This is a genomic window from Peptoniphilus sp. KCTC 25270 (genome assembly GCF_021012875.1).
Taxonomy (GTDB): Bacteria; Bacillota; Clostridia; order Tissierellales; family Peptoniphilaceae; genus JAJMZJ01.
Window position 1 is genome coordinate 139687 of the sequence record NZ_JAJMZJ010000001.1, and the last position, 25475, is coordinate 165161.

Consider the following 25475-nt stretch of genomic DNA (forward strand, 5'->3'; position numbering starts at 1 on the left):
TAGGGAAAGGGAAAATATAACGTATACATATTATTATGAAGGAGGTAATGTATGAAGGCGAATGGAAAAGTTAAAAGTGTTGTGAAATCGTTATCAATATCTCTCCTTCTTTGTTTGCTTGTAGTCGCTGGGATTTTTGCAAAAGAAAGAAGCAATTTAAGCCAAGTGAACGAGGATGAGATTGTAGTAAGGATTGGACATGTTGCGGCGGAAGGGACGCCTATAGATTTAGGGTGTCTAAAGTTCAAAGAACTATTAGAAGAACGTTCTGGCAACAAATTTGATGTTCGAGTGTACCCGAATGGACAGTTGGGAGGAGATCGTCAAAGTATAGAAAGTGTGGCGCTAGGATATTTAACGGGAAGTTTACCAGGAGCTGGTGCCATAGCTGGATTTGAACCTAGATTCATGGTAAGTGACTTGCCTTTTTTGTATAAAGAAAAGGAAGACGCTTTCATGGCTTTCGATAATGAATTGGGTGGTAGGCTGGATACATATTTGAGCGATTTAGGCATTCATAGTTTAGGCTATTGCGATACAGGTTATCGATATATCACGACAAATGGGATCGAGATTAAAAAGCCGGAGGACTTAAAAGGGATTAAAATTCGTACAATGGAAAATCCAATCCATATTGATTCTTTTATTGCCTGGGGAGCAAGTCCGACGCCGATGAATTTTTCAGAAGTTTTCACAGGTCTTCAACAAGGAGCTGTAGATGCTCAAGAAAATCCTTTGCAAATTACAATTTCTTCCCGTTTTTATGAAGTTCAAGACACGCTATCTTTAACAGGGCATTTTTACGCATATGGTCCTCTAATCGTTGGACAACAATTTATGGAAAGTTTGTCTGAGGAAGATCGACAGTTAGTAAATGAATGTGGTAGAGAAGCTGTTTTATATGAACGCTATATTTCTGAAAAAATGGAAGAGGAATATCTAGAAGAAGCGAAATCAAATGGAATGAATTTGGTGGAATTAACTCCAGAAGAAAAAAATGCTTTTATTGAGAGTGCATCTGATGTGTATGAGGATTTCTACAAGCAATATGCTGATGGAAAAGACTTGGTGGAGTTGGCTCGTCAATATGAAGGGGAAGGAAAAGAATTGTATAAAGGATATGAAGACCTTGAGGAAGGAGATAAATAGATGAAAATATTGAGATTCTTGGATGAAAATCTAGAAAAGTATTTTGGTCTGGCATCTTTAGTATTTATGGTACTTATCATTACCTTACAAGTATTGGCTAGATTTGTAGGTTGGTCGCTACCGTGGACTGAAGAGGTTACAAGATATGTGATGCTGTGGCAAATATGGTTAGGTGCATCTTATGCGGTAAAAACAGATTCTCATTTACGTATTGAATTTATTCGAGATAAATTTGAAGGGAAAAGTCGCATAAAAATGGAATTAATCGTTACTTGTGTTTGGTTAATTTTCTCCTTGTGGCTAGCAACAAAGGGAACATTAGTGACGCGCTTTATTTTAGGTAGCGGGCAGTTTTCGCCAGCAATGCAGATTCCAATGGGTTGGGCTTATGCATCCGTTCCTATTGGCTGTGCTCTGATGAGTATTCGTTTGATTCAAAAAATGAAAAAACTGTTTGAAGCTTATAATGGGGCTTATGTAGAAGGAGGAAACAAATGTTAATACTATTATTTATCTTGTTGGCAGTGTTTGTTTCTATTTCTTTGCCCATAGGGATTTCTTTAGGGTTATCTACTTTACTAGCTGTTATACTAACGACCAATATAGATTCTGCTATGATTGCCCAAACGGCTTTTACAGGTTTGGATTCTTTTACTTTAATGGCAATACCATTCTTTATGTTGGCGGGAAATTTCATGAGATACGGCGGTATATCTAAAAGATTATTGCACTTAGCAGACACTTTGGTTGGGCATATGACTGGTGGCATGGGTGCTGTAACAACTTTGACAAGTATGTTTTTTGCGGCAATTTCTGGTTCGGGGCCTGCAACAGTCTCAGCTATTGGCGGATTCATGATACCAGAGATGGAAGCTAGAGGCTATGATCGAGGATATTCAGGTGCTTTAGCAGCGGCTACTGGAACGATAGGGGTAGTAATTCCTCCGTCTATTCCATTTGTTATTTATGGTGTAGTTACCAATACATCAATAGGCGATATGTTTAAGGCGGGGATTTTGCCAGGAATTTTAATGGGCGTTGCAATTATGGTTTACAACTATATTGTTTCCAATAAATTTGGATGGAAAGGGAATACTGAAAAAGCATCTTTTGGGGATGTGGTAGCAGCTTTCAAAGAAGGATTTTGGGCATTGTTGAGCCCGATTATTATTCTAGGTGGGATTTATTCTGGTTATTTTACACCCACAGAAGCGGCGGCCATTTCTTGTGTATATACTTGGTTTATAGGGACATTTATTTACAAAGAAATAGGAAAGAAAGAATTATACGACTGTTTGAATGATACATTTATGATTGCAGGAGCAACTTCTTTTCTAATTGGTTTATCCGCGGGATTTGCCTTCTTACTAACAATGGAACAAGTTCCAGGTACAGTAGCAAATATGATTCTAGGATTCTCTGAAAATAAAATTGTAATCCTATTGTTAATTAATGTTTTCTTGTTGGTAGTAGGAATGTTTATCGACAATATTTCAAGTTGCACAATTTTAGCTCCAATATTTTTACCAGTAGTCGTTGCCTTAGGAGTGAACCCGATACATTTTGGAATTATCATGACAATAAATTTGGCAATTGGTTTTATTACACCGCCTTACGGGGCGAACCTATTTATTGCTTCAGCAATTTCAAATCAATCAATGGATCGAATTGCAAAATGGATTTGGGGTTTGATCGCTATAATAATAGCTGTTTTGCTATTAGTAACTTTCGTTCCTCAATTGTCTTTAATGTTGGTATAAGGAGGTTTTTATGAGAAGTTATAACGATAGAATGAAAGAGATGAATTTTGGCGGTTTGTATGAAATTTTTTCTCATGCCAATAAATTGGAGGCTTCTGGAAAGAGAATTATACATATGGAAATTGGAAGGCCAGATTTTGACTCTCCCCAGATTGCCAAAGAAGCTGTAAAAGAAGCGCTAGATAGAGGGGAAGTGCACTATACCGACATCAATGGGGTAGAGGAACTAAGACGTGCGATTTGTGAGAAAGAGCGAAGAAGATTTGGATTGGAGTACGATTATGAAAGTGAGATTGCCATTACAGCAGGTGCTTGTGAAGCGATTTCTAGCATAATTTTATCCTATATGAATTTTGGGGAAGAAATTATTATCCCGACCCCCTATTTCTCTGCCTACACAGAACAGGCGATTATTGCAGGAGTGAATATCCTCGATGTTCCTTTAAGTATTGAAAATAATTGGGAGTTGGATCCTAAAGAAATAGAAAAGAGGATTACAGAGAAAACGAAAGTTTTAATGATAAATTCTCCAAGTAATCCGGCAGGGTATATTTTATCCAAAGAAAATCTGCAAAAAATTGCTGATATTGCAATCAAATATGATTTGTTGGTTATTTCTGACGAATGTTATGATGAGTTTGTTTACGGAGAAGAGTTTGTGTCTATTGCAACTTTACCAGAGATGTTTGAAAGAACTCTTGTTGTAAAGTCTACTTCAAAATCATTTTCTATGACCGGCTGGAGAATTGCCTATGTATTAGGACCTTCAGAAATGGTTAAGTACATTAACAAGGTGCATCAAAACTTATCAACTTGCGCGACGGCTTTTGCTCAATGGGGTGCTGTAGCAGCTTTTGATAAGGCGGATAGCTTTATTGATAAAATGGTAGAGGAATTTAGAAAACGTGGGGAAGTTCTCTACGAAAAGCTAAGTCAGATTCCAGAATTCAAATTGGCTAAACCAGAAGGTGCGTTTTATTTATATCCAGAGATTTCTGCTACAGGAATGACAGATAAAGAAATGGCTTCTTACTTAATGGAAGAAGCAGGGGTTGTAGTTGTGCCAGGTAGTTCATTTGGTTCAAAAAATGGCCAGTATATTCGTTTGGCCTATTGTCGTTCTATGGATGAAATTATCGAAGCGGGAGATAAAATTACAAAAGCAATAGCCAAGTTGCGGGAGGAATAATATGAAAAAGATTGTACTTTCAAGTGTTATTGTAGAGAACCCTGATATAGAAGAAAAAATTATAGAGAAATATGAAGATATTGACTTGGTGTTTATACCAAATGAAGAAGAGGAAAAGTTTCAATCAGAAATTATAGAGGCAGACGGAATCGTTGTTGCGGATAAAAAAATCAATGGAGATAGGATTGAAGGCTTAAAAAACTGTAAAGTGATAGTAAGACAAGGCATCGGATTTGATTCTATTGATATAGAAGCGGCAAAGAAGAAAGGGATTGTGGTTTCTAATATTCCTGATTATAGTATTGAAGAAGTTTCGGAATTTACAGTAGCTCTTTTATTGGCTGTTATGAGACACGTGGTAGATTACAATAATCACACAAGGGCTGGTCTCTGGGATATTCAATCGGTTCATGAAAAGAGCGGGTTTCCTCCAATGAGAAGGTCTTCTACTCAGACGCTGGGAATTGTGGGGATGGGTAGAATTGCCAAACTAGTAGCGAAAAAGGCTAAAAATTTCGGATTTAATATGATCTCTTATGATCCTTATGTAAAACAAGAGTCGGTAGATGACTTAGGTGTTAAGATGGTGGAGTTTGATACTCTGATTAAAGAATCGGATTTTATTACCTTGAATTTGCCTTTGAATAAAGACACCTATCACTGTATTGATAGAGGAGTTTTTGAAAAGATGAAACCAACTTCCTATCTAATTAACACAGGGAGAGGGCCGTTGGTAGATGAAGAGGCTTTGCTATGGGCTTTAGAGAATAAGAAAATAGCAGGAGCAGCCATTGATGTTACAGAAACGGAGCCATTAGAAAAGGAGCATCCCCTTTTTCAATGTGAAAATCTAATTGTTACTCCTCATGCAGCATTTTTTACGGAGGATTCCTTTATAGAATTACGAGAAAGGGCATTAAAAGAAGCAATTAGAGTCATTAACGGGGAAGAGCCTCTTACTCAAGTTAACAAATAAGCGATTTACCCCCATAAAAAAGAGAAGACCACCTTACTCACTCACTTTTTTGGTGGTCTTCTCTTTTTATTTTTTCATTCTTCGAACTCTTTCGCGATGGAGTTTGTCGTCAAAATAGTCGCCTATATCATAGTATTTTTCAAGAATCCATTCTTCTATAGGATTGGATTCTTTTTCTTTTTTGTTGAAACGGTGGAAACGAACACTTAAAATCAATCCAATCATGGCCAAATTTACCAATTGGAAACTCCCCCCATAGCTAATAAAGGGAAGGGGGATTCCTGTAACGGGCATAAGTCCTAGAGTCATACCGATGTTTTCCCAAATGTGGACAATGAAAATACTTCCATAGCCCAAAACCAAAAGTTTTCCCATTCGATCTTTGCTTAGTTGAGAAATGTGAAACATTCTATAGATAATTCCTCCATAGAGAAGAAGCAAGAGGAATCCGCCAACAAAACCAAGTTCTTCCACCAAAACAGGGTAGATAAAGTCGGTTTCTTTTGTAGGGATAAAGTTGTTTTGGGTTTGGGTTCCTTCATAAAGGCCTCGCCCAAAGAAACGGCCGTTTCCAATGGCGATTCGACCTTCGTAGGCTTGGTAACCGGATCCAGAAATATTTTCTCCTGGTTTCATAAAATCTAGGATTCGGTCTTTTTGATAATTATCCAATCGAGCATAAAGAAAAGGAAGGGAGAGAAGAACGGCTCCTATGGCTCCAAAAATATAATTCCAGTCCAAGTCGGCGAAAAATAGCATAACGGCAATAAAAACCAAATAAACCATGGCGGTCCCAAAATCAGGCTGCAATAGAATAAGCCCTACGGGGATCCCTACATAAGCGAGGGATTTCACCAAAACAATAGGCTGATTCAGGGTTTCTTGATGATCTTCCAACCATCCAGCAAAACACAATACCAACCAGATTTTTACAAATTCAGCCGGTTGAAAATTCAAAGGACCAATACGAAGCCATGATTTTGCTCCCCAAGTGGTGTCTCCGTGACCAAAGATGAGGGTAGCTACAAGAAGCAAAATACTGATTCCGTACAAAAGCCAGTGGAGTTTTTTCCAAAGTCGATAGTCGATATACATGAGAACAAACATAACAACCATCCCTAACAAGGTGGCGATGATTTGTGTTTGAAGGTGAGAATTGCTTTCTAAGGTTAAGGTGGCACTAGAGAGAATCAAAATTCCCAAGGCGATAACGGCAATCAAAAGAAGAATCAGTTGAAAATCAACTTGTCTTTTTGATACCCCCGTTAGAAAAGCGGTTTTTTTTATAGAAAATTTTTGCAATCTTTTGTTTTTCATAACAAACCTTTCTAATTTATGTAGGATTCATATGTTATTATAGTATAGAATGGAAAAAGAGTCGAGGAGGGAAGAAGATGTGGGAAATGATTCTAGAAGAGTCAAAAAAAATAGGAATCCATGATTTGGCGATAATACATCCCCATAGAGATCCTTCCTTAAAAGAATTATTGAATAGAAGAAAAGAAGAAGGACGACAGCTTTCCATTGAGGAAGAAAATATTGCTTTACGGGTGGATCCTTTTCTTTCTCTTCCTCCGTGTCAATCGATGTTTGTGCTTTTTTATCAAATTCCCTATGAATTAGAAAAAGGGAACCCATCTAAAGAAATGGGGGAATTGGCGTCTATTTCTTGGGGGGAAGATTATCATAGAATTCTAACAAGACAATTGGAAGAATTGGACGAATTTCTTCGAGGGAAAATAGGAGAAACCTATCAATCTTATTTCCAAGTAGATACAGGGCCTCTTTATGAACGATATTTTGCAGAAAAAACAGGTCGGGGAAGCCGAGGGAAAAATGGTAGCTTTATTCATAAAGATTTGGGCAGTTTTGTGGCCATAGGGCTTTTGCTTACCAATATAGAAATAAAAAAGATGGAAGAAAAAATGTTGCCTTCCCTATGTGGAAGGTGCCAAAAGTGTATAGAAAACTGTCCAGGAGGAGCCATTTCAGAAGAAGGGATTGTAGATCCTAGAAAATGTCGGTCTTGGATTACTCAGAAAAAAGAAGAGCTTACGGTTTGGGAAGAAATACTTATGGGCAATTCCCTTTATGGTTGTGATATTTGTCAAAAAGTTTGTCCTCAAAATAGAAACATTCAAAAGAGGAATCAGGAAGAAAATTTGATTCAGGAAATTTCTTTAGAGGAAATCGAAACTTTATCCAATCGAGAATGTAAGAAAAAATTTGGCCATTTAAGCGGATTTTGGCGTGGACCAAAATTATGGAAAAGAAATGCCCAGATTATCCGTAAAAATCAAAACTCTATGTTATAATACTAGTTACGTTATAGGTTATGAAGAGAAAGTGAGTGATGGCTTTGGCGAGAATGACCAAAAAACGGGCAGAGGAAATTTATTTTATTTTGGAAGAAATGTTTCCAGATGCAAAAGCAGAATTGAATTTTACCAATCCTTATGAACTATTGATTGCGACGATTTTATCGGCTCAGTGTACCGATGTTCGGGTCAATCAGGTGACGGAGGTATTGTTTAAGAAATATCCCAATCCGGAAGATATTGCCAATTTATCTCAAGAAGAATTGGAAAAAGAAATCTACACTTGTGGGTTTTATCGAAATAAGGCGAAAAATATTTTATCGGCAACAAGAATTTTGTTAGAAGAATACAATGGGGTTGTCCCTGAAACTATTGAAGAATTGGTGAAGCTTCCAGGCGTGGGAAAGAAAACGGCCAATGTTGTAGCAAGTTGTGCTTTTGGGGTACCGGCCATTGCTGTAGACACCCATGTTTTTCGAACTTCAAACCGTTTGGGGTTAGCCAATGCAGACACCGTTGAGAAAACAGAAGCTCAGCTGGAAAAAATTTGGCCAAAAGAATTTTGGAGCAAGGGGCATCATTTGTTGATTTTTTTAGGTCGAAGAGTATGTAAGTCTAGAAAACCACTTTGCGAAGAATGCAATCTTAGCATGGAATGCAAATACTACACAAAGGAAAAGAAATAATGGAATGGATGAGAGAAAATAGAAAAATTGTTATAGGGATTGCCTGTGGGGTTCTGGCTGTTTTATTGGGGCTTTTGATTTATGGATTTGTAGAAGTGAGATCCAATAAAATTTTGCGAGGAGTACATATGGGAGAAGCGGATCTCTCTGGTTTAACGAAGGCCCAAGCGGAAGAACATTTGGAAAAATTCACTTCCGAAAAACGAAAAGACCACATTCGTTTGAAAACTCCTGTAACTTCTTACGATTATACCTATGGGGATTTGGGTTTCAAAACCCATCCCAAGGAAGCGGTAAAAGAAGCCATGGAAATTGGCCGAACAAGGGATCCTTTATCCAATGCAGTGGAAGCGGCGGTATTGCTTTTTAGCAAACGAGATTTGGGCTTGACTTCTAGTTATGAGAAAGAGGACTTGGACGCTGCTGTGGCAGAATTGGCAGAAAAAATCCATGTAAAAAGTGAAAATGCGACTCTTGAAGAGGACGAAGAAGGAAACGTAACCGTTACCAATCACAAACTCGGTTCCTATTTGGATTTAGATGAGGCAGAAGAGTTAATAACTAGTCTAGAAGGAACGGAAGAAGTTGTGGATCTTCCTGTATATTCTTTGGAACCGGAAATTACAAAAGAGGATTTAAGTTTTATTGATGGAGTTTTGGGAAAAGGAGAAACCAACTATTCTTCTTCTGAAAAAAATAGAAAAGACAATATTGCCTTAGGGACAAGTTACTTTAATGAAATGATGTTAGAGCCAGGGGAAGAGGTTTCTTTCCTAGAAACCATCGGCGGTATCGATGCAGACAAAGGTTTCAAAGAGTCTGGTGTAATTGTAGATGGGGAATTTGATCGTGGAATTGGTGGAGGAATTTGCCAAGTTTCAACGACTTTATACAATGCTTTAATTTATTCCGATGTAGAAATTGTAGAAAGATACAATCATTCTCGACCTATTGGCTATGTGAAAAAAGGGATGGATGCAGCAGTTGTAGATGGATATAAGGATTTGAAATTCAAAAATTCGTTTAAGAATCCGATTTACATTATTGGAAAGGCCAATGGATCGGATTTGGAATTTACCGTTTATGGAACGAAGGCAGATAAGCCTTATGAAGTTGAAATTATTCCAGAGTCTCTTGGATCGATTGCTCCAAAAGTAAAAACAAGATATAGTAGCTCCATGTATGAAGGAACGCAAAAAACGGAGAAAAGTGGAGCTTATGGATATAGCTACCAAACTTGGAGAGTGAAAAAAGTAGATGGGGAAGAAGTGGAACGAAATGTATTGAACAAATCCTATTATGTGCCAAAAGATAAAATTATAGTAGTAGGAACACGTTCTGCTCCATCCAGTGACTCTGGCAATGGCAACAATGATAATGACGATTGATAAAAAGAGAGATGAAAAATCTCTCTTTTTATAATTTCTTAAAAAATATAGAAAAAACTCTTGAAAAATAAGGTATTCAATGTTAAAATTATAAATTGCATAATAATAAAATAAAGTCACTGTTTTAGACATAAATAGTGGCTGTGAGCGAAGAAAAGAAGGAATCGAAAATGTATATGTGAACGTGGAGGAGCCGAATATCCAAAAATAAAAACGACCCGTTTGCACTATACATTTTTTCTATTCTAAGTAGTAAGTTTGATAAGGGGTGAAGTTGCTAGATGGTACATCCTGTGAAATATGGGAAGCGCGAGAGAATGTCTTTTTCTCGAATTGAAGACGTATTAGAATTACCAAATCTATTAGAAGTACAAACATCATCATTTCAGTGGCTGATTGATGAAGGATTAAAAGAGGTGTTCCAAGACGTATCTCCAATCGAGGATTTTTCTGGAAATCTTATTTTGGAATTTGTAGATTATTATGTATCTGACGAATTAAAATACGATATTGAAAATGCAAAACAAAGAGACACAAACTATTCTGCGCCATTAAAAGTAAAAGTAAGATTAATTAATGTAGAAACCGGTGAAGTAAAAGAACAAGAGGTATTTATGGGAGATTTGCCTCTTATGACTCCAACAGGAACGTTCATTATCAATGGTGCGGAACGTGTTGTTGTAAGTCAGTTGGTACGTTCTCCCGGCGCATATTATAAAGAAGAAACAGACAAAACGGGAAAGAATCTTTATTCTGCAACATTAATTCCAAACCGTGGAGCTTGGTTAGAATTTGAAACCGATGCCCAAGGTGTAGTTAATGTGCGTATTGATCGTACACGTAAGATTCCTGTTTCCATCTTATTGCGTGCAATTGGAGTGGAATCCAACCTAGAAATTACAAAACTATTAGGAGAAAGTGAAGAGCTTCTAAAAGTATTTGAAAAAGATCAAACCTACAATAAAACAGAAGCATTAATTGAAATTTATAAAAAACTTCGCCCAGGGGAACCTCCAACTATTGAATCGGCTCAATCTTTATTTGAGAATATGTTCTTTGATCCACGTCGTTACGATATGGCAAAAGTTGGACGTTATAAATTCAATAAAAAATTGGCCCTTAGAGAAAGAATCCAAAACCAAATCATGGCAGAAGATGTAATCGATGGGGAAACAGGGGAAGTATTAGCCCATGCCAATGAGCGTATTGACCTTGAAAAAGCGATTGAAATCGAATCTGCAGGAATCAATCGTGTAGAAATTATTATTCCATCTTCAAAAGAAATGGAAGAAACAAAACGCGTGGTAGTAATCGGAAACCATTTTGTGGATCCAAAAGAGTTGGACTTAGACATTGATTTTGAGGCTTTAGGATACAAAGAAAAAGTATATTACCCACTACTTAACGAATTATTAGAAGAGTATGAAGGGGAAGAGTTAGAAGATCAATTAAGAAATCGCTACAAAGAATTGAGCCCAAAACATATTTTGGTCGACGATATTCTAGCGGCGGTAAGCTATGAATTTAACTTATTTGCTGGAGTAGGAAAAATCGATGATATCGACCATTTAGGAAATCGTAGAATCCGTTCGGTAGGGGAATTGTTGCAAAATCAATTCCGTATCGGTTTTACTCGTATGGAAAGAGTAATCCGAGAAAGAATGGCTGTGCAAGATCCGGATACTTCCACTCCTCAATCATTGATCAACATTCGTCCTGTAACGGCGGCTGTAAAAGAATTCTTTGGTTCTTCTCAGTTGTCACAGTTTATGGATCAAAATAACCCATTGTCAGAATTGACTCACAAACGTCGTCTGTCTGCTCTTGGACCTGGTGGTTTGAGCCGTGATCGTGCCGGAATGGAAGTTCGTGACGTTCACAATTCTCACTATGGTAGAATGTGTCCAATTGAAACGCCAGAAGGTCCAAACATTGGTTTGATCACTTCTTTAACAACATTTGCTCGAATCAATGACTATGGATTTATTGAAGCTCCTTACCGAAAAGTAGTAAAAGGAGAAGGAAAAGTAACAGGCGAAATTGAATATATGACAGCCGATATTGAATATGACAATATCATTGCCCAATCCAACGAACCATTGGACGAAAACGGATACTTTGTAAACGACAGAGTAGTTGCCCGTGGTCGTCAAGGGGTCGTGGATATTTTCCACAGGGAAGACATTTCTTACATGGATGTATCGCCAAAACAAATTGTAGCCGTAGGTACATCGATGATTCCTTTCTTGGAAAATGATGACGCCAACCGTGCCTTAATGGGTTCTAACATGCAGCGTCAAGCGGTGCCATTGTTAAAAGCAGAAGCGCCAGTTATTGCAACGGGTATTGAATACAAAGCAGCGAAGGATTCAGGGGTTGTAGCTGTAGCTACAGTAGATGGAACCATTCGCAAAGTATCTTCTGATTCAATTATCCTTACTCCAAAAGATGGAAGCGATGACATTCATTATAAATTGCATAAATTCAAAGGAGCCAACCAAGGCACAACCATTAATCAACGTCCAATTGTAAAACAAGGACAAGAAGTGGAAAAAGGCGAGGTAATTGCCGATGGACCTTCTACAGATATGGGAGAAATGGCTCTTGGTAAAAATATTTTGATTGCCTTTATGAACTGGGAAGGTTACAACTACGAGGATGCCATGCTTCTAAATGAAGAATTGGTAATCGATGATGTTTTAACTTCTCTTCATATTGAAGAATACGAATCAGAAGCAAGAGATACAAAACTTGGCCCAGAAGAGATTACAAGAGATATTCCAAATGTGTCTGAAGATATGTTAAAAGACTTAGACGAACGCGGAATCATTCGCATTGGGGCAGAAGTAACACCAGGAGATATTCTTGTTGGGAAAGTAACGCCAAAGGGAGAAACCGAACTTTCTGCCGAAGAACGTCTATTGCGTGCAATTTTCGGAGAAAAAGCACGAGAAGTTCGTGATACATCTCTACGCTTGCCACATGGGGAAGCGGGAATTGTTGTTGATGTAAAAACCTTTAACCGTGCCCATGGGGATGAGTTACAACCAGGGGTTAACGAAATGGTTCGTGTATTTATTGCAACAAAGAGAAAAATTCAAGTGGGAGATAAGATGTGTGGTCGCCACGGTAATAAAGGGGTTATCTCACGAATTCTTCCAAAAGAAGATATGCCATATATGCCAGATGGACGCCCTATTCAAATCGTACTAAATCCACTAGGGGTACCTTCTCGAATGAACTTAGGACAGGTATTGGAAGTGCATTTAGGACTTGCGGCGAAAAAATTGGGATGGCACATTGCAACGCCAGTATTTGACGGGGCAAACGAAGAAGATATTATTGAAACATTACAAAAAGCAGGCTATGCAGCAGATGGAAAAGTACAATTGCGCGACGGTCGTACAGGGGAAGAATTTAACAACCCAGTAACCGTAGGGTATATGTATATGCTAAAACTTCACCATTTGGTAGACGAAAAAATCCATGCTCGTTCAACCGGTCCATATTCTTTGGTAACACAACAACCATTGGGCGGAAAAGCTCAATTCGGGGGACAAAGATTTGGAGAGATGGAAGTTTGGGCCCTAGAAGCTTATGGGGCAAGCCATACTTTACAAGAAATGTTAACCGTAAAATCAGACGACATTGTAGGTCGTGTAAAAACATACGAAGCCATCGTAAAAGGAGAAAACATCCCTCAACCAGGAATTCCAGAATCCTTCAAAGTATTGATCAAAGAATTGGAAGCTTTGGCTTTAGAAATTGAAGTTTTGGATCGTGACGAAAATCCAGTAGATTTGAATAAAGATGAAGACGAATTGAATCACTTAGACAACATGGATGGAAAAATCGATGGAGAAGACGTTACAGAATTGATTGAAGGAACGGAGTCAAGCACAACAGTAGGAATCCGTCGTATTACCGGGGAAACCGCATTAGATGGATTTGTAGATGAAGAGATAGAAGACGAAGATAGTGATATGATTTCTATGGGTTTAGATGACGATGAATCAGACTCTGAGTAATCAGAAAGGAGAGGATGTTCTTGAACGAACAAGAAATTTTCCATTCTATAAAAATAGGTTTAGCATCTCCAGAAAAAATCCGTGAGTGGTCTTATGGGGAAGTAAAAAAGCCAGAAACCATTAACTACCGAACTTTGAAGCCAGAAAAAGAAGGTCTTTTCTGTGAAAAGATTTTTGGGCCAACCAAAGATTGGGAGTGTAATTGCGGAAAATACAAACGAGTACGTTACAAAGGGGTCGTTTGTGAAAAATGTGGAGTAGAAGTTACCAAGGCCAAAGTGCGCCGTGAACGTATGGGGCATATTGAATTGGCAGCTCCTGTATCTCACATTTGGTACTTCAAAGGGATTCCATCTCGAATGGGATTGGTATTGGATATGTCTCCAAGAGCCCTAGAAAAAGTATTGTATTTCGCGTCCTACATTGTAACTCATGTAGAACCAGGGGAAACCCCACTATACGAAAAACAACTATTAACAGAAACAGAATATAGAGAAAATAAAAAAGAATACGGCGATAAATTTGAAGCCAAAATGGGAGCGGAAGCCATTCGTGAAATCTTAATGTCCATCGACTTAGAAGCCGAAGGAAAAGATTTAAGAGATCAATTGAAAGGCTCAACAGGGCAAAAACGTGTAAGAATTACTCGCCGCTTGGAAGTAATCGAAGCCTTACGTAAATCGGGAAACAAAGCAGAATGGATGATTTTGGATTGCATTCCAGTTATTCCACCAGATATCCGCCCAATGGTTCAATTGGACGGGGGACGTTTTGCCACTTCTGACTTAAACGATTTGTACCGTCGTGTAATTAACCGTAACAATCGTTTAAGAAAATTATTGGATATTGGAGCACCAGAGATTATTGTAAGAAACGAAAAGCGTATGTTACAAGAATCAGTAGACGCCTTGATTGACAACGGTCGTCGTGGTCGTCCTGTAACAGGACCAGGAAACCGTCCATTAAAGAGTCTTTCTGAAATGCTAAAAGGGAAACAAGGTCGTTTCCGTCAAAACTTATTAGGAAAGCGTGTTGACTATTCCGGACGTTCTGTAATCGTAGTAGGCCCAGAATTGAAATTCTACCAATGTGGTTTGCCAAAAAATATGGCCCTTGAATTATTCAAGCCTTTCGTAATGAAAGAATTGGTAGCAGGAGGAATGGCCCACAATATTAAATCTGCCAAGAGAATGGTAGAGCGTGTACGTCCTGAAGTTTGGGATGTTTTGGAAGAAGTAATCAAGGATCATCCTGTACTTCTAAACCGTGCCCCAACCCTTCATAGATTGGGAATTCAAGCCTTCGAACCAATTTTAGTAGAAGGAAAAGCCATTAAATTGCATCCACTGTCCTGTACAGCTTATAATGCCGACTTTGACGGTGACCAAATGGCGGTCCATTTGCCACTTTCAGCCGAAGCTCAAGCCGAAGCAAGACTTTTGATGTTATCCACTAACAATATCTTGGCCCTAAAAGATGGTCGTCCAATTACAACCCCATCTCAGGATATGGTTTTAGGATGTTACTACCTAACATTGGATCGTGAAGAACCAATGAAAGGGGATGGTATGACATTTATCAACTATGATGAAATGATGCATGCATTGCAATCGGGTTTCTTACACTTACATTCCAAAGTGCGTGTAAGAGTACACTTAGACGAAAATGACAAACGCGGTAAGATTATTGAATCTTCCGTAGGGCGTTTTATTATTAATAAATGCATTCCTCAAGATTTAGGTTTTGTAGATCGTGAAAAAGATCCATACGCTTTGGAAATCGACAGAGTAGTAGATAAAAAGTTACTTGGAAAAATCATCGACAAAACCTACAAAATCCACGACAACATTGCTACGGCAAAATTCTTGGATGAAATTAAATCTTTAGGATATCACTACTCTACAATCGGTGCGATTTCCATTTCCATGGGAGACGTACAAGTTCCAGAAAACAAACCAGAAATTCTAGAACGTGCCGATGAAGAAGTAGAAAAATACGAAAAAGCATTCCGTCGTGGTTTGATTAGTGACGAAGAACGTTACGAACGCGTAATCGACGTATGGAATGATGCAACAGACGAATTAACCAACGAAGTAATGGAAGGATTCGGTTCTCTAAATAATATTTATATTATGGCGGACTCAGGAGCCCGTGGTAGTAAGAACCAAATCCGACAATTGGCTGGTATGCGTGGATTGATGGCATCCCCATCTGGACGTACCATCGAGGTACCAATTACTTCAAACTTCCGTGAAGGTTTGACCGTATTGGAATTCTTCATGTCTACACATGGTTCTCGTAAAGGTTTGGCCGATACAGCGATTCGTACAGCCGACTCAGGTTATTTGACTCGTCGTTTGGTAGATGTATCTCAACAAGTTATTATTACAGAAGACGATTGCGGAACAGACGGCTATGTTGTAGCCAAAGCTTTCAAAGATGGTCGTGAAGTAATCGAAGAATTAGGCGATCGTATTGAAGGTCGTACTGCTTTTGAAGACATTCTTCATCCAGAAACAGGCGAAGTTTTGGTATCGAAAAATCAATTGATTACCATGGACCGAGCGGAAAAAATTGTTGCCGCTGGAATTGAAAATGTAAAAATCCGCAGTGTAATGAACTGTAAAAGCGAACACGGTGTATGTGCTGCTTGTTACGGACAAAACCTTGCTACAGGAAACAATGTAGGAATCGGGGAAGCCGTAGGAGTTATCGCAGCTCAATCCATCGGGGAACCAGGAACGCAGTTGACAATGCGTACATTCCATACTGGTGGGGTAGCCGCTGCAGCCGACATTACACAAGGTCTTCCACGTGTTGAAGAGTTGTTTGAGGTAAGAAAACCAAAAGGTTTGGCTGTTATTGCAGAAATTGACGGTACCGTTGAAATCAAAGAAACAGCGAAAAAACGTGAAGTTGTTATTACTGGCGACGATGGAAATTCAGAATCCTATAACATCGTATACGGAGCGAGAATCCGTGTGAAAAATGGTGACTATGTAGAAAAGGGAGAAGAGTTAACCCAAGGTTCTGTTTATCCACAAGATTTGCTTCGTGTAAAAGGCGTACTTGGCGTACAAGAATACATTGTAAAAGAAGTACAAAGGGTATACCGCCTACAAGGGGTAGAAATCAACGACAAACACATTGAAGTAATCGTTAAACAAATGATGGGTAAAATCAAAATTAACGAGTGCGGAGATACCGATTTACTTCCAGGAAGTATGGTAAACAAAAACGAATTCGAAAAAGCAAATGAAGAAGCTGTAGCCAATGGATTGCGTCCTGCAACTGGGGAAGCCACTCTATTGGGTATTACAAAAGCCTCTTTGGCAACGGATTCTTTCCTATCCGCCGCATCTTTCCAAGAAACGACTAGAGTCTTGACAGATGCAGCAATTAAAGGAAAACAAGATTACCTAAAAGGATTAAAAGAAAATATTATTATTGGACAATTGATTCCTGCTGGTACAGGAGTTCGTGAGAACGCAGACGTTCACATGAAAGAAGAAAAACCACTAGCACAAGAAAATATTGAATTATTGGATCAAATGGAAGAAATGATGTAATAAAAAAGCCTTACACATTGTGTAGGGCTTTTCTTTCAAGGAGGAGTAAATGAAAACAAAATCTATTACAACCATAGCTCTTTTATTTTCCCTTATTATATTGTCAGCCTTTGTTTCTATTCCCACCCCAGCAGGAGTCCCTATTGTTTTACAAAATCTTATGATTTTTATAGCCGTAGGCTATTTGGGCGGGGAAAAAGGTGGAATCCTTATGGTTCTGTTTTTTGTATCGGCGGCCTTAGGATTTCCCGTATTGTCAGGAGGACGCGGTGGGCTTGCTTTATTGATTGGGCCTACAGGTGGCTATCTATTGGGATATTTTTTAACGCCCCTTACCATAGGCTGGCCTTTAGAAAAAGTAGAAAATCGATTTTGGAAAATTTATCTTGTATTATTGCTAGGAGGCGCTGTAGCCATAAATGCAACAGGGAGTCTGTACTTATCCTATCTAAATCAGATGGGAATAAAAGAAACCATAGGGATGTTTTTTGCCTTCTTGCCTCTTGATGCAGCGAAATGTATTTTTGGGGCCGTCATCTTGAAAAAAATAAAAGAAGCGGAAAGAAAAAAACAATAGGAAAAGGGGAAGAAAACCCGTTGTTTTTCGCAAGAAAACTTGACTTTCTGTAGTTCCAATGATAAAATACATGAGTGTAAATTTTGGAAACCCTAAAGACTACCCGACATGGGTAGTTTTTCATGGGGAGATAAAATTTACAGACGTTATAAATCTATTATAAAAAGAAGGAGGTGCACTTAGTGCCAACTATCAACCAACTTGTTAAAAGAGGTAGAAAAAAGGTCGAAACTAAGTCGAAATCACCAGCTTTGGATTTCAACTATGACTCTTTGAAGAAAGAAGAAACTGTCGTTAATTCTCCACAAAAAAGAGGCGTATGTGTAGCTGTACGTACAGTAACACCTAAGAAACCAAACTCAGCTTTACGTAAAGTTGCCCGTGTTCGTCTTTCCAATGGATATGAAGTAATGGCTTACATCCCAGGAATCGGCCACAATCTGCAAGAACATAGTGTTGTTTTAATTCGTGGCGGTCGTGTTAAGGACTTACCAGGGGTACGTTACCATATCGTACGTGGTACACTTGATACAGCAGGCGTTGACGGAAGAAAACAAGGACGTTCTAAATACGGAGCGAAAAAACCAAAGAATTAATAGAAGAGCAGATTATTTTTCATATAGATGCTCTTGGCGATCGGCGTAATTACGTCGAGTACCGTTGATTCTACTACAAACCTATGGTTAAGGAGGGAAGAGAATGCCAAGAAAAGGACATATCCCAAAGAGGGAAGTAATGCCAGATCCAATGTACAATGACGTTGTGGTTACAAAATTAATTAACAACGTAATGTTGGACGGTAAAAAAGGAACGGCTCAAAGAATTGTATACGGAGCCTTTGAATCAGTAAAAGAAAACACTGGTGAAGACGCTTTAGAAGTATTCTACAAAGCGTTGAACAATGTAATGCCAGTATTGGAAGTAAAAGCTCGCCGTATCGGTGGGGCAACTTACCAAGTACCAATGGAAGTACGTCCAGAAAGACGTCAAACATTAGGTTTACGTTGGTTAGTAAAATATGCGAGAGACCGTGGTGAAAAAACTATGGAAGAACGCTTATACAAAGAAATTATGGATGCGTCTAACGGTTTAGGCTCAAGCGTAAAACGTAAAGATGAAATGCATCGTGCAGCAGAAGCCAACAAAGCATTTGCTCACTATAGATGGTAAGAGTAAGAAAGGGGAAAATTTGTGACAAGAGAAGTGCCCTTGAATAAAATTCGTAATATCGGAATCATGGCTCACATTGATGCGGGTAAAACCACAACAACTGAGCGTATCCTATATTATACGGGACGTATCCACAAAATCGGGGAAACTCATGATGGTGGAGCGCAAATGGACTGGATGGAGCAAGAGCAAGAAAGAGGGATTACAATTACCTCTGCGGCTACTACAGCTCACTGGAAAGGTTATCGCTTAAACGTTATCGATACTCCAGGTCACGTTGACTTTACAGTAGAAGTAGAACGTTCACTACGTGTACTTGACGGTTCCGTAGCGTTGTTCGATGCGAAAAGTGGGGTAGAACCACAATCAGAAACTGTATGGAGACAAGCGGATCGTTACCATGTACCACGTATCGCTCATATTAACAAAATGGACGTTACTGGTGCCGATTTCTATCGTTCCGTAAAAACAATTGACGAAAAATTACACGGCAATCCAGTGCCAATTCAAATCCCAATGGGAGCAGAAGACGACTTTATTGGTATGATCGACTTAGTAACAATGAAAGCCGAAATCTATAAAGACGACTTAGGTACTGAAATTGATATTACAGACGTACCAGCTGAGTACGAAGAAAAAGCAAATGAAATGCGCGAAAATCTTGTAGAAAAAGTATCAGAATTCGACGAAGAATTAATGATGGCTTATCTAGAAGGCGAAGAAATCGCAGAAGAAGATTTGAAACGTGCGATTCGTAAAGCAACATTAGATGTACAAATTACTCCTGTAACTTGTGGATCTTCTTATAAAAACAAAGGGGTACAATTGTTACTAGATGCGGTAATCGATTATTTACCAGCACCAACAGATATCCCAGCGATTAAAGGTGTGTTGCCAAACACAGAAGAAGAAGCAGAACGTCACGCATCTGATGACGAGCCATTCTCCGCTTTGGCATTTAAGATCGTAACCGATCCATATGTAGGTAAGTTGGCATACTTCAGAGTTTACTCTGGATCTATTAAAGCCGGTAGCTACGTATACAACTCATCAAAAGGAAAACGTGAAAGAATCGGCCGTATCCTAATGATGCACGCCAACAAACGTGAAGAAGTGGAAGAAGTCCATGCAGGAGAAATCGCTGCAGCAGTAGGTCTAAAAGATACATCAACAGGGGACACATTGTGTGATGAAAAAGAAACCATCATCTTAGAAACAATGGATTTCCCAGAACCAGTAATCTCTGTAGCAATCGAACCAAAAACAAAAGCCAGCCAAGATAAAATGACAGTAGCTCTTCAAAAATTAGCAGAAGAAGATCCAACCTTTAAAACCCATACAGACGAAGAAACTGGGCAAACCATTATTTCCGGTATGGGTGAGCTTCACTTGGATATTATCGTAGATAGAATGCTACGTGAATTTAAAGTAGAAGCAAACATTGGTAACCCACAAGTATCTTACCGTGAAGGTATCCTAGCCGCTGCAGAAGGGGAAGGAAAATACGTACGTCAATCTGGTGGTCGTGGACAATACGGACATGCTAAGATTAAAGTTGAGCCATTGGAACCAGGTACAGGATTTGTATTTGAAAACAATATCGTAGGGGGAGCGATTCCAAAAGAATTTATCAACCCAACACAACAAGGTATTGAAGAAGCCATGAACAACGGTATCTTAGGTGGATACGAAGTACTAGACGTAAAAGTATCTCTATATGATGGATCTTTCCATGATGTCGACTCTTCAGAAATGGCATTTAAGATCGCAGGATCTATGGCATTAAGAGATGCATTGGCAAAAGCGAACCCTGTACTACTTGAACCAATTATGAAAGTTGAAATAACCACTCCAGAAGAATACATGGGAGACGTTATCGGAGATATTAACTCCAGACGTGGTCGTATGGAAGGTATGGAATTGGTAGCAGGGGCTCAAATCGTAACATGTTATGTACCATTGGCAGAAATGTTTGGATACGCAACAAGCTTACGTTCTAATACACAAGGTCGTGCTCAATACTCAATGCAATTCGACCACTATGAACAAGTACCAAAGAGCGTTCAAGAGGATGTTCTTGGAGATAAGAAAGACAAATAAGTAATTAGTCCTGAAAAGTAGGAGGAAATTATAATGGCAAGAGAAAAATTTGAAAGAACCAAACCACACGTTAACATTGGTACAATCGGTCACGTAGACCACGGTAAAACAACGTTAACAGCAGCAATCACATTAGTACTAAACAAAAGATTCGGAAGCGGTGAATTCGTAGATTACGCAAACATCGATAAAGCACCAGAAGAAAGAGAACGTGGAATCACAATCTCAACTTCTCACGTAGAATACGAAACACCAAACCGTCACTACGCTCACGTAGACTGCCCAGGCCATGCTGACTATGTAAAAAACATGATCACAGGAGCCGCTCAAATGGACGGAGCTATCCTAGTATGTTCTGCAGCAGACGGACCAATGCCACAAACTCGTGAGCACATCCTATTAAGCCGCCAAGTAGGGGTACCAAAAATCGTAGTATTCCTAAACAAACAAGACCAAGTAGACGACGAAGAACTAATCGAATTAGTAGAAATGGAAATCCGTGACCTATTAAGCGAATACGACTTCGACGGCGACAACACACCAATCACTGTAGGATCTGCCTTAAAAGCATTAGAAGATCCAGACGGAGAATGGGGCGACAAAATCGTAAAATTAATGGAAACCGTAGACGAATACATCGACGAACCAGTACGTGACGTAGACCATGCTTTCCTAATGCCAGTAGAAGACATCTTCTCTATCACAGGTCGTGGAACCGTAGCAACAGGCCGTGTAGAAACAGGCGTAGTAAAAGTAGGCGACAGCGTAGAAGTAGTAGGATTAACAACAGAAAAACGTACCATCGTAGTAACAGGGGTAGAAATGTTCAAAAAACAATTGGATCAAGCCCAAGCCGGAGACAACGTAGGTCTATTATTACGTGGTGTACAAAGAGACGAAATCGAACGTGGACAAGTATTAGCAGCACCAAACAGCATCGCTCCACACACAAAATTTGAAGGCGAAGTATACGTATTAAGCAAAGAAGAAGGTGGACGTCACACACCATTCTTCAACGGATATCGTCCACAATTCTACTTCCGTACAACAGACGTAACAGGTGATATCAAATTACCAGAAGGCGTAGAAATGGTAATGCCAGGAGACAACGCAACATTCACAGTAGAACTAATCACACCAATCGCAATGGACGAAGGATTACGTTTTGCGATTCGTGAAGGTGGTCGTACAGTAGCATCAGGCGTAGTAACAAAAATTCTTGGATAAGAATTGTTATAAGCAAAAATAAGAAAGAGAGTCGAAAGACTCTCTTTTTTATGGGAAAAACGTCCCTTTGATGGAACTTCTTTTGGTAGTTTTTTAGGAAGAACCGATTCGAGCAGAATTTTTAGAAAGAATGGAATAAGAAAAAGTTCTTTTATGGGTATAAATAGCAAAATATTTTAAGAGGGGTTTATGGAGCGAGAAAAAATTTTGGAAAAGGTGAAAGAGCGTTGGGACTTGGGAAAAGAGAAAGATTTGGAAAATTCATGGGAGGAGATTTCCAATAAAATTTCGGACGCAATGATTGAAACCATTGCTTATATAGAGGAAACCGGTGGAGAGCCTCGTGTTCTTTTTTTCCATAATCGTTGGATGGTTGTGGACGGGGCGAAAGAGACGCCAAAGGGACGCGTTTCTTTGTGCTACGATGAAGAGGCACGGTTGAACCGAAAGAAAAATACCCCCAGTTCTTCGGCAGAAAAAGAGGCGAAAGAGCATAATTTGTCTCTGTTATCGGAAGAAATGTATTTTTCTTTGCAAAAATTGTTTCTTATGGATGAGAAAATTTCCTCTTGGCTTTTTACGGAAAAAGAGGTGCGAGAAAAGGGAGGGGCTATTTTTGGGGATCGAAGATTTGGAAGGGTGTTTGTCTATCACAATGGCGCCGATAGCTATTACGGCAGCCGAGGATTCCGGGGCTATTTCTTTTTATAAAATGCAATTCGCGAAAAATTTTCCTTTTCTAACGCCTTTTTGGATAAATATCCTTTCTATATAAAAAGCACAGCCAAAGGGCTGTGCTTTATCTTTTTGTTTCTTGAATTTTTTTCTGTATAGTTTGTAAGGTATGCCATTTTTTCAAGCTCCATTTTGGGGCGATGAGTTCGTGTCGATTTCCATCGCCAGTAATGCGATGGATAACCATATCCTCTGGCAAAATTCCAATGGATTCAGCGACGATTTCGGCGTATTCCTCTAATTCTAAAACTTCAAACGTTCCCTTTCTATATTCTTTGGCAAGATCCGTATTTTCCAAAACGTGTAAAAGTTGCAATTTGATTCCATTGGATTTGCTTTTTCCAACGTAGTCCACCGTTTCTAACATTTGTTTTTTTGTTTCACCAGGCAATCCCAAAATAACGTGGGTGATGATTTGTTCAATTCCTATATTCCTTAGTTTTTCAACGGCTTCGTCATAGGTTTTTAGTGAATAGCCTCTTCGAATATATTTTGCGCTCTTTTCATGAATGGTTTGCAGACCTAGTTCAATCCAAAGGGGCTTGATTTTGTTGAGTTTTTCAAGAAGTGGGAGAATGTCCTCTTCTAAACAGTCCGGACGCGTTGCAATGGATAGGGCAATTACGTCTGGATGATTTATGGCTTCGGTAAATAATGACTCCAATTTTTCCATAGGGGCGTAGGTATTTGTATAGGCTTGGAAATAGGCAATGTATTTGGTATTTTCTTTTTTGTTTTTCCTTTGAACGAGTTTTTTTCCTTCTTCAATTTGCTCTGTAATGGATTTTGCCTTGCTTTGGGCATAGTCTCCCGATCCATATTGGGAACAAAAAATACAGCCGCGGGTTCCCTTTGTCCCATCTCGCGTTGGACAGGTAAAGCCGCCGTCGAGGGAAATTTTGTAGGCTTTTTCCCCGAACCGCTTTTTTATATATTGGTTGGCTGATAAGTATTCCATATTTTCTCCTTCCAAAGAAAAAGAGACCCTAGGAGTCTCTTTTGCCTTCTTCCATACTTTGCCTTTCCAAAGGTAGGCCTTCATACGTTGATGATAACAATCGGCAAAGAAAGAAACAAATTAAATTTTCTTCCAAAATAAGGTATTGTCTTCAAAATAAACTTCCAGTTTGCCAGATTCTTTCAACCAAGCAAGATAGGAACGCACAGTGCTTCCAATAAGAACGTATTGTTCAAAATTCATTTCCAACTGGTATTCCCTAAAAAGATTTTTTAAGATTTCTTCAAAATAAGAAGGGGTTTCGCAAAGTTCTAAAATCTTCCCTTCAATTTCTCTTACTTTGTCTATATTGTATTGGGCCAGATCAGAAATTTCTTCCGTAACTTCTGTATGAGAAGGAACAAACAATTTGGCTTCAAGATTTTTTACCATCTCTAAAGTTTCTAAATAAGCAGCCACATCGTAAATAAATCCGATTTGATATTTATCCAAAATTTCCTTACTAGAAAGGCAATCGGCAAGGAACAGTATATTGTCTGGGGTGCGGAATCCAACCATATCAAAGAAATGGCCCGGTAATTTTATCATTTCAAACCCTTCTGGTAATGTATCGGGTGTGAGTTCCTCTGCTTTGCTTTCTTGGGCCAATAAAAATTTGTGGCGCAAATCTTTTGGAGGATAGCCACCATATAAAAAGGCGGGTTCTAAAATAGGATGATTGGTAAAGGCACAGTCAATCCTGGGAGCATAGATTTTGCAATCAGTTTGACCTTGTAAATATTTATTGCCTCCAATATGATCGGCGTTGGCGTGGGTATTGTAAATGGCCGTAAGATTCCAACCGTTGGATTCTAGAATTTTTCGGATTTTGCGTCCAGCATCCTTGTCGTTTCCGCTGTCAATTAAACAAACATTTTTATCGTCTAATTTGACCAGTCCAATCTTCGCAGGGCTGTTAATATAATAAGTTTGCTCAGAAAGTTGTACTAATTCATACATTGTGTTTCCTCCTTAAATCGATTGGATAAAAGATTTTTCCTTAAAATAGCAGGATAAATCAAGAGATGGTATGCGAAATGGTTGTTCCAATTTTATCATCTAAAAATACATTTCGCAATTTCGATTTTTATAGCGTCAAGGGAGATCTTTTATTCAAAATTACGCAACAACAGAGGATTTAGAAGAGTTGTTGGATTGAATAAAAGAAAGAAAATTTAGAATGAGAGAAATAAAAAAAGGCTACTTTCATTGGGTAGCCTTTTGTGTTTTTTATAAAAAGATTGATTTTGTATAGGGTGTAGTGCTATACAAAAAGCACGGAAAGATCGCAAAACAAAAATAGAAACTATAGAAAAAATACTATCCTTTATGACTGGGATATTAAGCTTAGCCGCTGCAGTAATATCATTAAAAAGCCTAAAGGATAGTAACAGAAAATAGGGGCGAATGCTCTACCCCCTTAGGAAATTATACTACAGAATTTCACCTTTTACAATGATGGTATCTATATCCTTTGACATAAACTCGTTCCCTTAGCCATTCGTCCATCCCTGTACAAATTAGGAGGTAAGTAATGAAAGATTTCACGACGACAGAAGCAGAAAGGATGTAACTACAGGGTTGAATTTGTTAAGGTGATAAAAGT

Annotated in this window: 19 protein-coding genes; 16 read left to right on the top strand and 3 right to left on the bottom strand. The window is 38.8% G+C overall.

Annotated elements, in window-relative coordinates; translation table 11 throughout:
• Nucleotides 1-51 precede the first annotated feature (51 nt).
• Genes LQU94_RS00695 through LQU94_RS00715 form a run of 5 tightly spaced genes read left to right on the top strand, consistent with a single transcriptional unit; the run spans nucleotide 52 to nucleotide 5074 of the window.
• A complete protein-coding gene (locus tag LQU94_RS00695; RefSeq protein ID WP_230634177.1) occupies nucleotides 52-1149 on the top strand; it encodes a TRAP transporter substrate-binding protein in 1098 nt (365 codons plus the stop codon).
• Nucleotides 1150-1650 carry a TRAP transporter small permease gene (locus LQU94_RS00700; RefSeq protein ID WP_230634180.1) on the top strand — a complete coding sequence of 167 codons (501 nt, stop codon included), beginning with the start codon at nucleotides 1150-1152 and terminating at the stop codon, nucleotides 1648-1650. It begins immediately after the preceding gene.
• Nucleotides 1644-2909, top strand: coding sequence for a TRAP transporter large permease (locus tag LQU94_RS00705; protein ID WP_230634183.1), 1266 nt, complete (start codon nucleotides 1644-1646; stop codon nucleotides 2907-2909). Before LQU94_RS00700 ends, LQU94_RS00705 begins: the two co-directional genes overlap by 7 nt.
• Before the next feature lie 10 nt (nucleotides 2910-2919).
• Nucleotides 2920-4098 (top strand): pyridoxal phosphate-dependent aminotransferase, encoded by a 1179-nt coding sequence (locus LQU94_RS00710; protein ID WP_230634186.1) that lies wholly within the window; start codon nucleotides 2920-2922, stop codon nucleotides 4096-4098.
• A gap of 1 nt (nucleotide 4099) precedes the next feature.
• Nucleotides 4100-5074: a C-terminal binding protein gene (locus LQU94_RS00715; RefSeq protein WP_230634189.1), complete on the top strand. Its 975-nt coding sequence runs from the start codon at nucleotides 4100-4102 to the stop codon at nucleotides 5072-5074.
• A gap of 66 nt (nucleotides 5075-5140) precedes the next feature.
• Here the strand turns inward: LQU94_RS00715 and rodA are convergent, their stop codons facing one another.
• Nucleotides 5141-6391, bottom strand: a complete 1251-nt coding sequence (rodA, locus tag LQU94_RS00720; protein WP_230634192.1) for a rod shape-determining protein RodA — start codon at nucleotides 6389-6391, stop codon at nucleotides 5141-5143.
• A gap of 77 nt (nucleotides 6392-6468) precedes the next feature.
• On the opposite strand from rodA, the gene queG reads away from it, so the two are divergent.
• The 11 genes from queG (at nucleotide 6469) to LQU94_RS00775 (ending at nucleotide 22848) form a co-directional block, all read left to right on the top strand.
• Nucleotides 6469-7389, top strand: coding sequence for a tRNA epoxyqueuosine(34) reductase QueG (gene queG, locus LQU94_RS00725; RefSeq protein ID WP_230634195.1), 921 nt, complete (start codon nucleotides 6469-6471; stop codon nucleotides 7387-7389).
• 38 nt (nucleotides 7390-7427) lie between these two features.
• A complete protein-coding gene (gene nth, locus LQU94_RS00730) occupies nucleotides 7428-8078 on the top strand; it encodes an endonuclease III (protein WP_230634197.1) in 651 nt (216 codons plus the stop codon).
• Nucleotides 8078-9466: a VanW family protein gene (locus LQU94_RS00735; protein ID WP_230634200.1), complete on the top strand. Its 1389-nt coding sequence runs from the start codon at nucleotides 8078-8080 to the stop codon at nucleotides 9464-9466. The genes nth and LQU94_RS00735 overlap by 1 nt, the downstream gene beginning before the upstream one ends.
• A 281-nt stretch (nucleotides 9467-9747) precedes the next feature.
• Complete coding sequence (locus tag LQU94_RS00740; protein ID WP_230634205.1) at nucleotides 9748-13494, top strand: DNA-directed RNA polymerase subunit beta; 3747 nt, start codon at nucleotides 9748-9750, stop codon at nucleotides 13492-13494.
• Between the two features lie 20 nt (nucleotides 13495-13514).
• The gene (gene rpoC, locus LQU94_RS00745; protein ID WP_230634209.1) at nucleotides 13515-17063 is read left to right on the top strand and encodes a DNA-directed RNA polymerase subunit beta'; all 3549 of its coding nucleotides are present in this window, start codon (nucleotides 13515-13517) and stop codon (nucleotides 17061-17063) included.
• A gap of 49 nt (nucleotides 17064-17112) precedes the next feature.
• On the top strand, nucleotides 17113-17640 hold the full coding sequence (locus LQU94_RS00750) for a biotin transporter BioY (protein ID WP_230634212.1): 528 nt from the start codon (nucleotides 17113-17115) through the stop codon (nucleotides 17638-17640).
• 182 nt (nucleotides 17641-17822) lie between these two features.
• Nucleotides 17823-18236, top strand: coding sequence for a 30S ribosomal protein S12 (rpsL, locus tag LQU94_RS00755; RefSeq protein WP_230634216.1), 414 nt, complete (start codon nucleotides 17823-17825; stop codon nucleotides 18234-18236).
• Between the two features lie 103 nt (nucleotides 18237-18339).
• The gene (gene rpsG, locus LQU94_RS00760; RefSeq protein WP_230634219.1) at nucleotides 18340-18810 is read left to right on the top strand and encodes a 30S ribosomal protein S7; all 471 of its coding nucleotides are present in this window, start codon (nucleotides 18340-18342) and stop codon (nucleotides 18808-18810) included.
• Between the two features lie 21 nt (nucleotides 18811-18831).
• Nucleotides 18832-20910 (top strand): elongation factor G, encoded by a 2079-nt coding sequence (fusA, locus tag LQU94_RS00765; protein ID WP_230634222.1) that lies wholly within the window; start codon nucleotides 18832-18834, stop codon nucleotides 20908-20910.
• A gap of 33 nt (nucleotides 20911-20943) precedes the next feature.
• Nucleotides 20944-22137 carry an elongation factor Tu gene (tuf, locus tag LQU94_RS00770; RefSeq protein ID WP_230634225.1) on the top strand — a complete coding sequence of 398 codons (1194 nt, stop codon included), beginning with the start codon at nucleotides 20944-20946 and terminating at the stop codon, nucleotides 22135-22137.
• 189 nt (nucleotides 22138-22326) lie between these two features.
• On the top strand, nucleotides 22327-22848 hold the full coding sequence (locus LQU94_RS00775) for a DUF4256 domain-containing protein (protein ID WP_230634228.1): 522 nt from the start codon (nucleotides 22327-22329) through the stop codon (nucleotides 22846-22848).
• An 88-nt stretch (nucleotides 22849-22936) separates the two neighbouring features.
• Here the strand turns inward: LQU94_RS00775 and LQU94_RS00780 are convergent, their stop codons facing one another.
• The gene (locus LQU94_RS00780) at nucleotides 22937-23830 is read right to left on the bottom strand and encodes a TIGR01212 family radical SAM protein (protein WP_230634232.1); all 894 of its coding nucleotides are present in this window, start codon (nucleotides 23828-23830) and stop codon (nucleotides 22937-22939) included.
• A gap of 120 nt (nucleotides 23831-23950) precedes the next feature.
• The gene (locus LQU94_RS00785; RefSeq protein ID WP_230634234.1) at nucleotides 23951-24829 is read right to left on the bottom strand and encodes an MBL fold metallo-hydrolase; all 879 of its coding nucleotides are present in this window, start codon (nucleotides 24827-24829) and stop codon (nucleotides 23951-23953) included.
• Between the last annotated feature and the right edge of the window lie 646 nt (nucleotides 24830-25475).

What these genes read in the sequence shown, in the direction of transcription:
- tuf (WP_230634225.1), top strand. Translation starts at nt 20,944, where the DNA reads ATGGCAAGAGAAAAATTTGAAAGAACCAAACCACACGTTAACATTGGT.
- queG (WP_230634195.1), top strand. Translation starts at nt 6,469, where the DNA reads ATGTGGGAAATGATTCTAGAAGAGTCAAAAAAAATAGGAATCCATGAT.
- LQU94_RS00700 (WP_230634180.1), top strand. Translation starts at nt 1,150, where the DNA reads ATGAAAATATTGAGATTCTTGGATGAAAATCTAGAAAAGTATTTTGGT.
- rpsG (WP_230634219.1), top strand. Translation starts at nt 18,340, where the DNA reads ATGCCAAGAAAAGGACATATCCCAAAGAGGGAAGTAATGCCAGATCCA.
- LQU94_RS00740 (WP_230634205.1), top strand. Translation starts at nt 9,748, where the DNA reads ATGGTACATCCTGTGAAATATGGGAAGCGCGAGAGAATGTCTTTTTCT.
- LQU94_RS00785 (WP_230634234.1), bottom strand. Translation starts at nt 24,829, where the DNA reads ATGTATGAATTAGTACAACTTTCTGAGCAAACTTATTATATTAACAGC.
- nth (WP_230634197.1), top strand. Translation starts at nt 7,428, where the DNA reads ATGGCTTTGGCGAGAATGACCAAAAAACGGGCAGAGGAAATTTATTTT.
- rodA (WP_230634192.1), bottom strand. Translation starts at nt 6,391, where the DNA reads ATGAAAAACAAAAGATTGCAAAAATTTTCTATAAAAAAAACCGCTTTT.
- LQU94_RS00695 (WP_230634177.1), top strand. Translation starts at nt 52, where the DNA reads ATGAAGGCGAATGGAAAAGTTAAAAGTGTTGTGAAATCGTTATCAATA.
- LQU94_RS00705 (WP_230634183.1), top strand. Translation starts at nt 1,644, where the DNA reads ATGTTAATACTATTATTTATCTTGTTGGCAGTGTTTGTTTCTATTTCT.
- LQU94_RS00775 (WP_230634228.1), top strand. Translation starts at nt 22,327, where the DNA reads ATGGAGCGAGAAAAAATTTTGGAAAAGGTGAAAGAGCGTTGGGACTTG.
- LQU94_RS00735 (WP_230634200.1), top strand. Translation starts at nt 8,078, where the DNA reads ATGGAATGGATGAGAGAAAATAGAAAAATTGTTATAGGGATTGCCTGT.
- LQU94_RS00710 (WP_230634186.1), top strand. Translation starts at nt 2,920, where the DNA reads ATGAGAAGTTATAACGATAGAATGAAAGAGATGAATTTTGGCGGTTTG.
- LQU94_RS00780 (WP_230634232.1), bottom strand. Translation starts at nt 23,830, where the DNA reads ATGGAATACTTATCAGCCAACCAATATATAAAAAAGCGGTTCGGGGAA.
- LQU94_RS00715 (WP_230634189.1), top strand. Translation starts at nt 4,100, where the DNA reads ATGAAAAAGATTGTACTTTCAAGTGTTATTGTAGAGAACCCTGATATA.
- LQU94_RS00750 (WP_230634212.1), top strand. Translation starts at nt 17,113, where the DNA reads ATGAAAACAAAATCTATTACAACCATAGCTCTTTTATTTTCCCTTATT.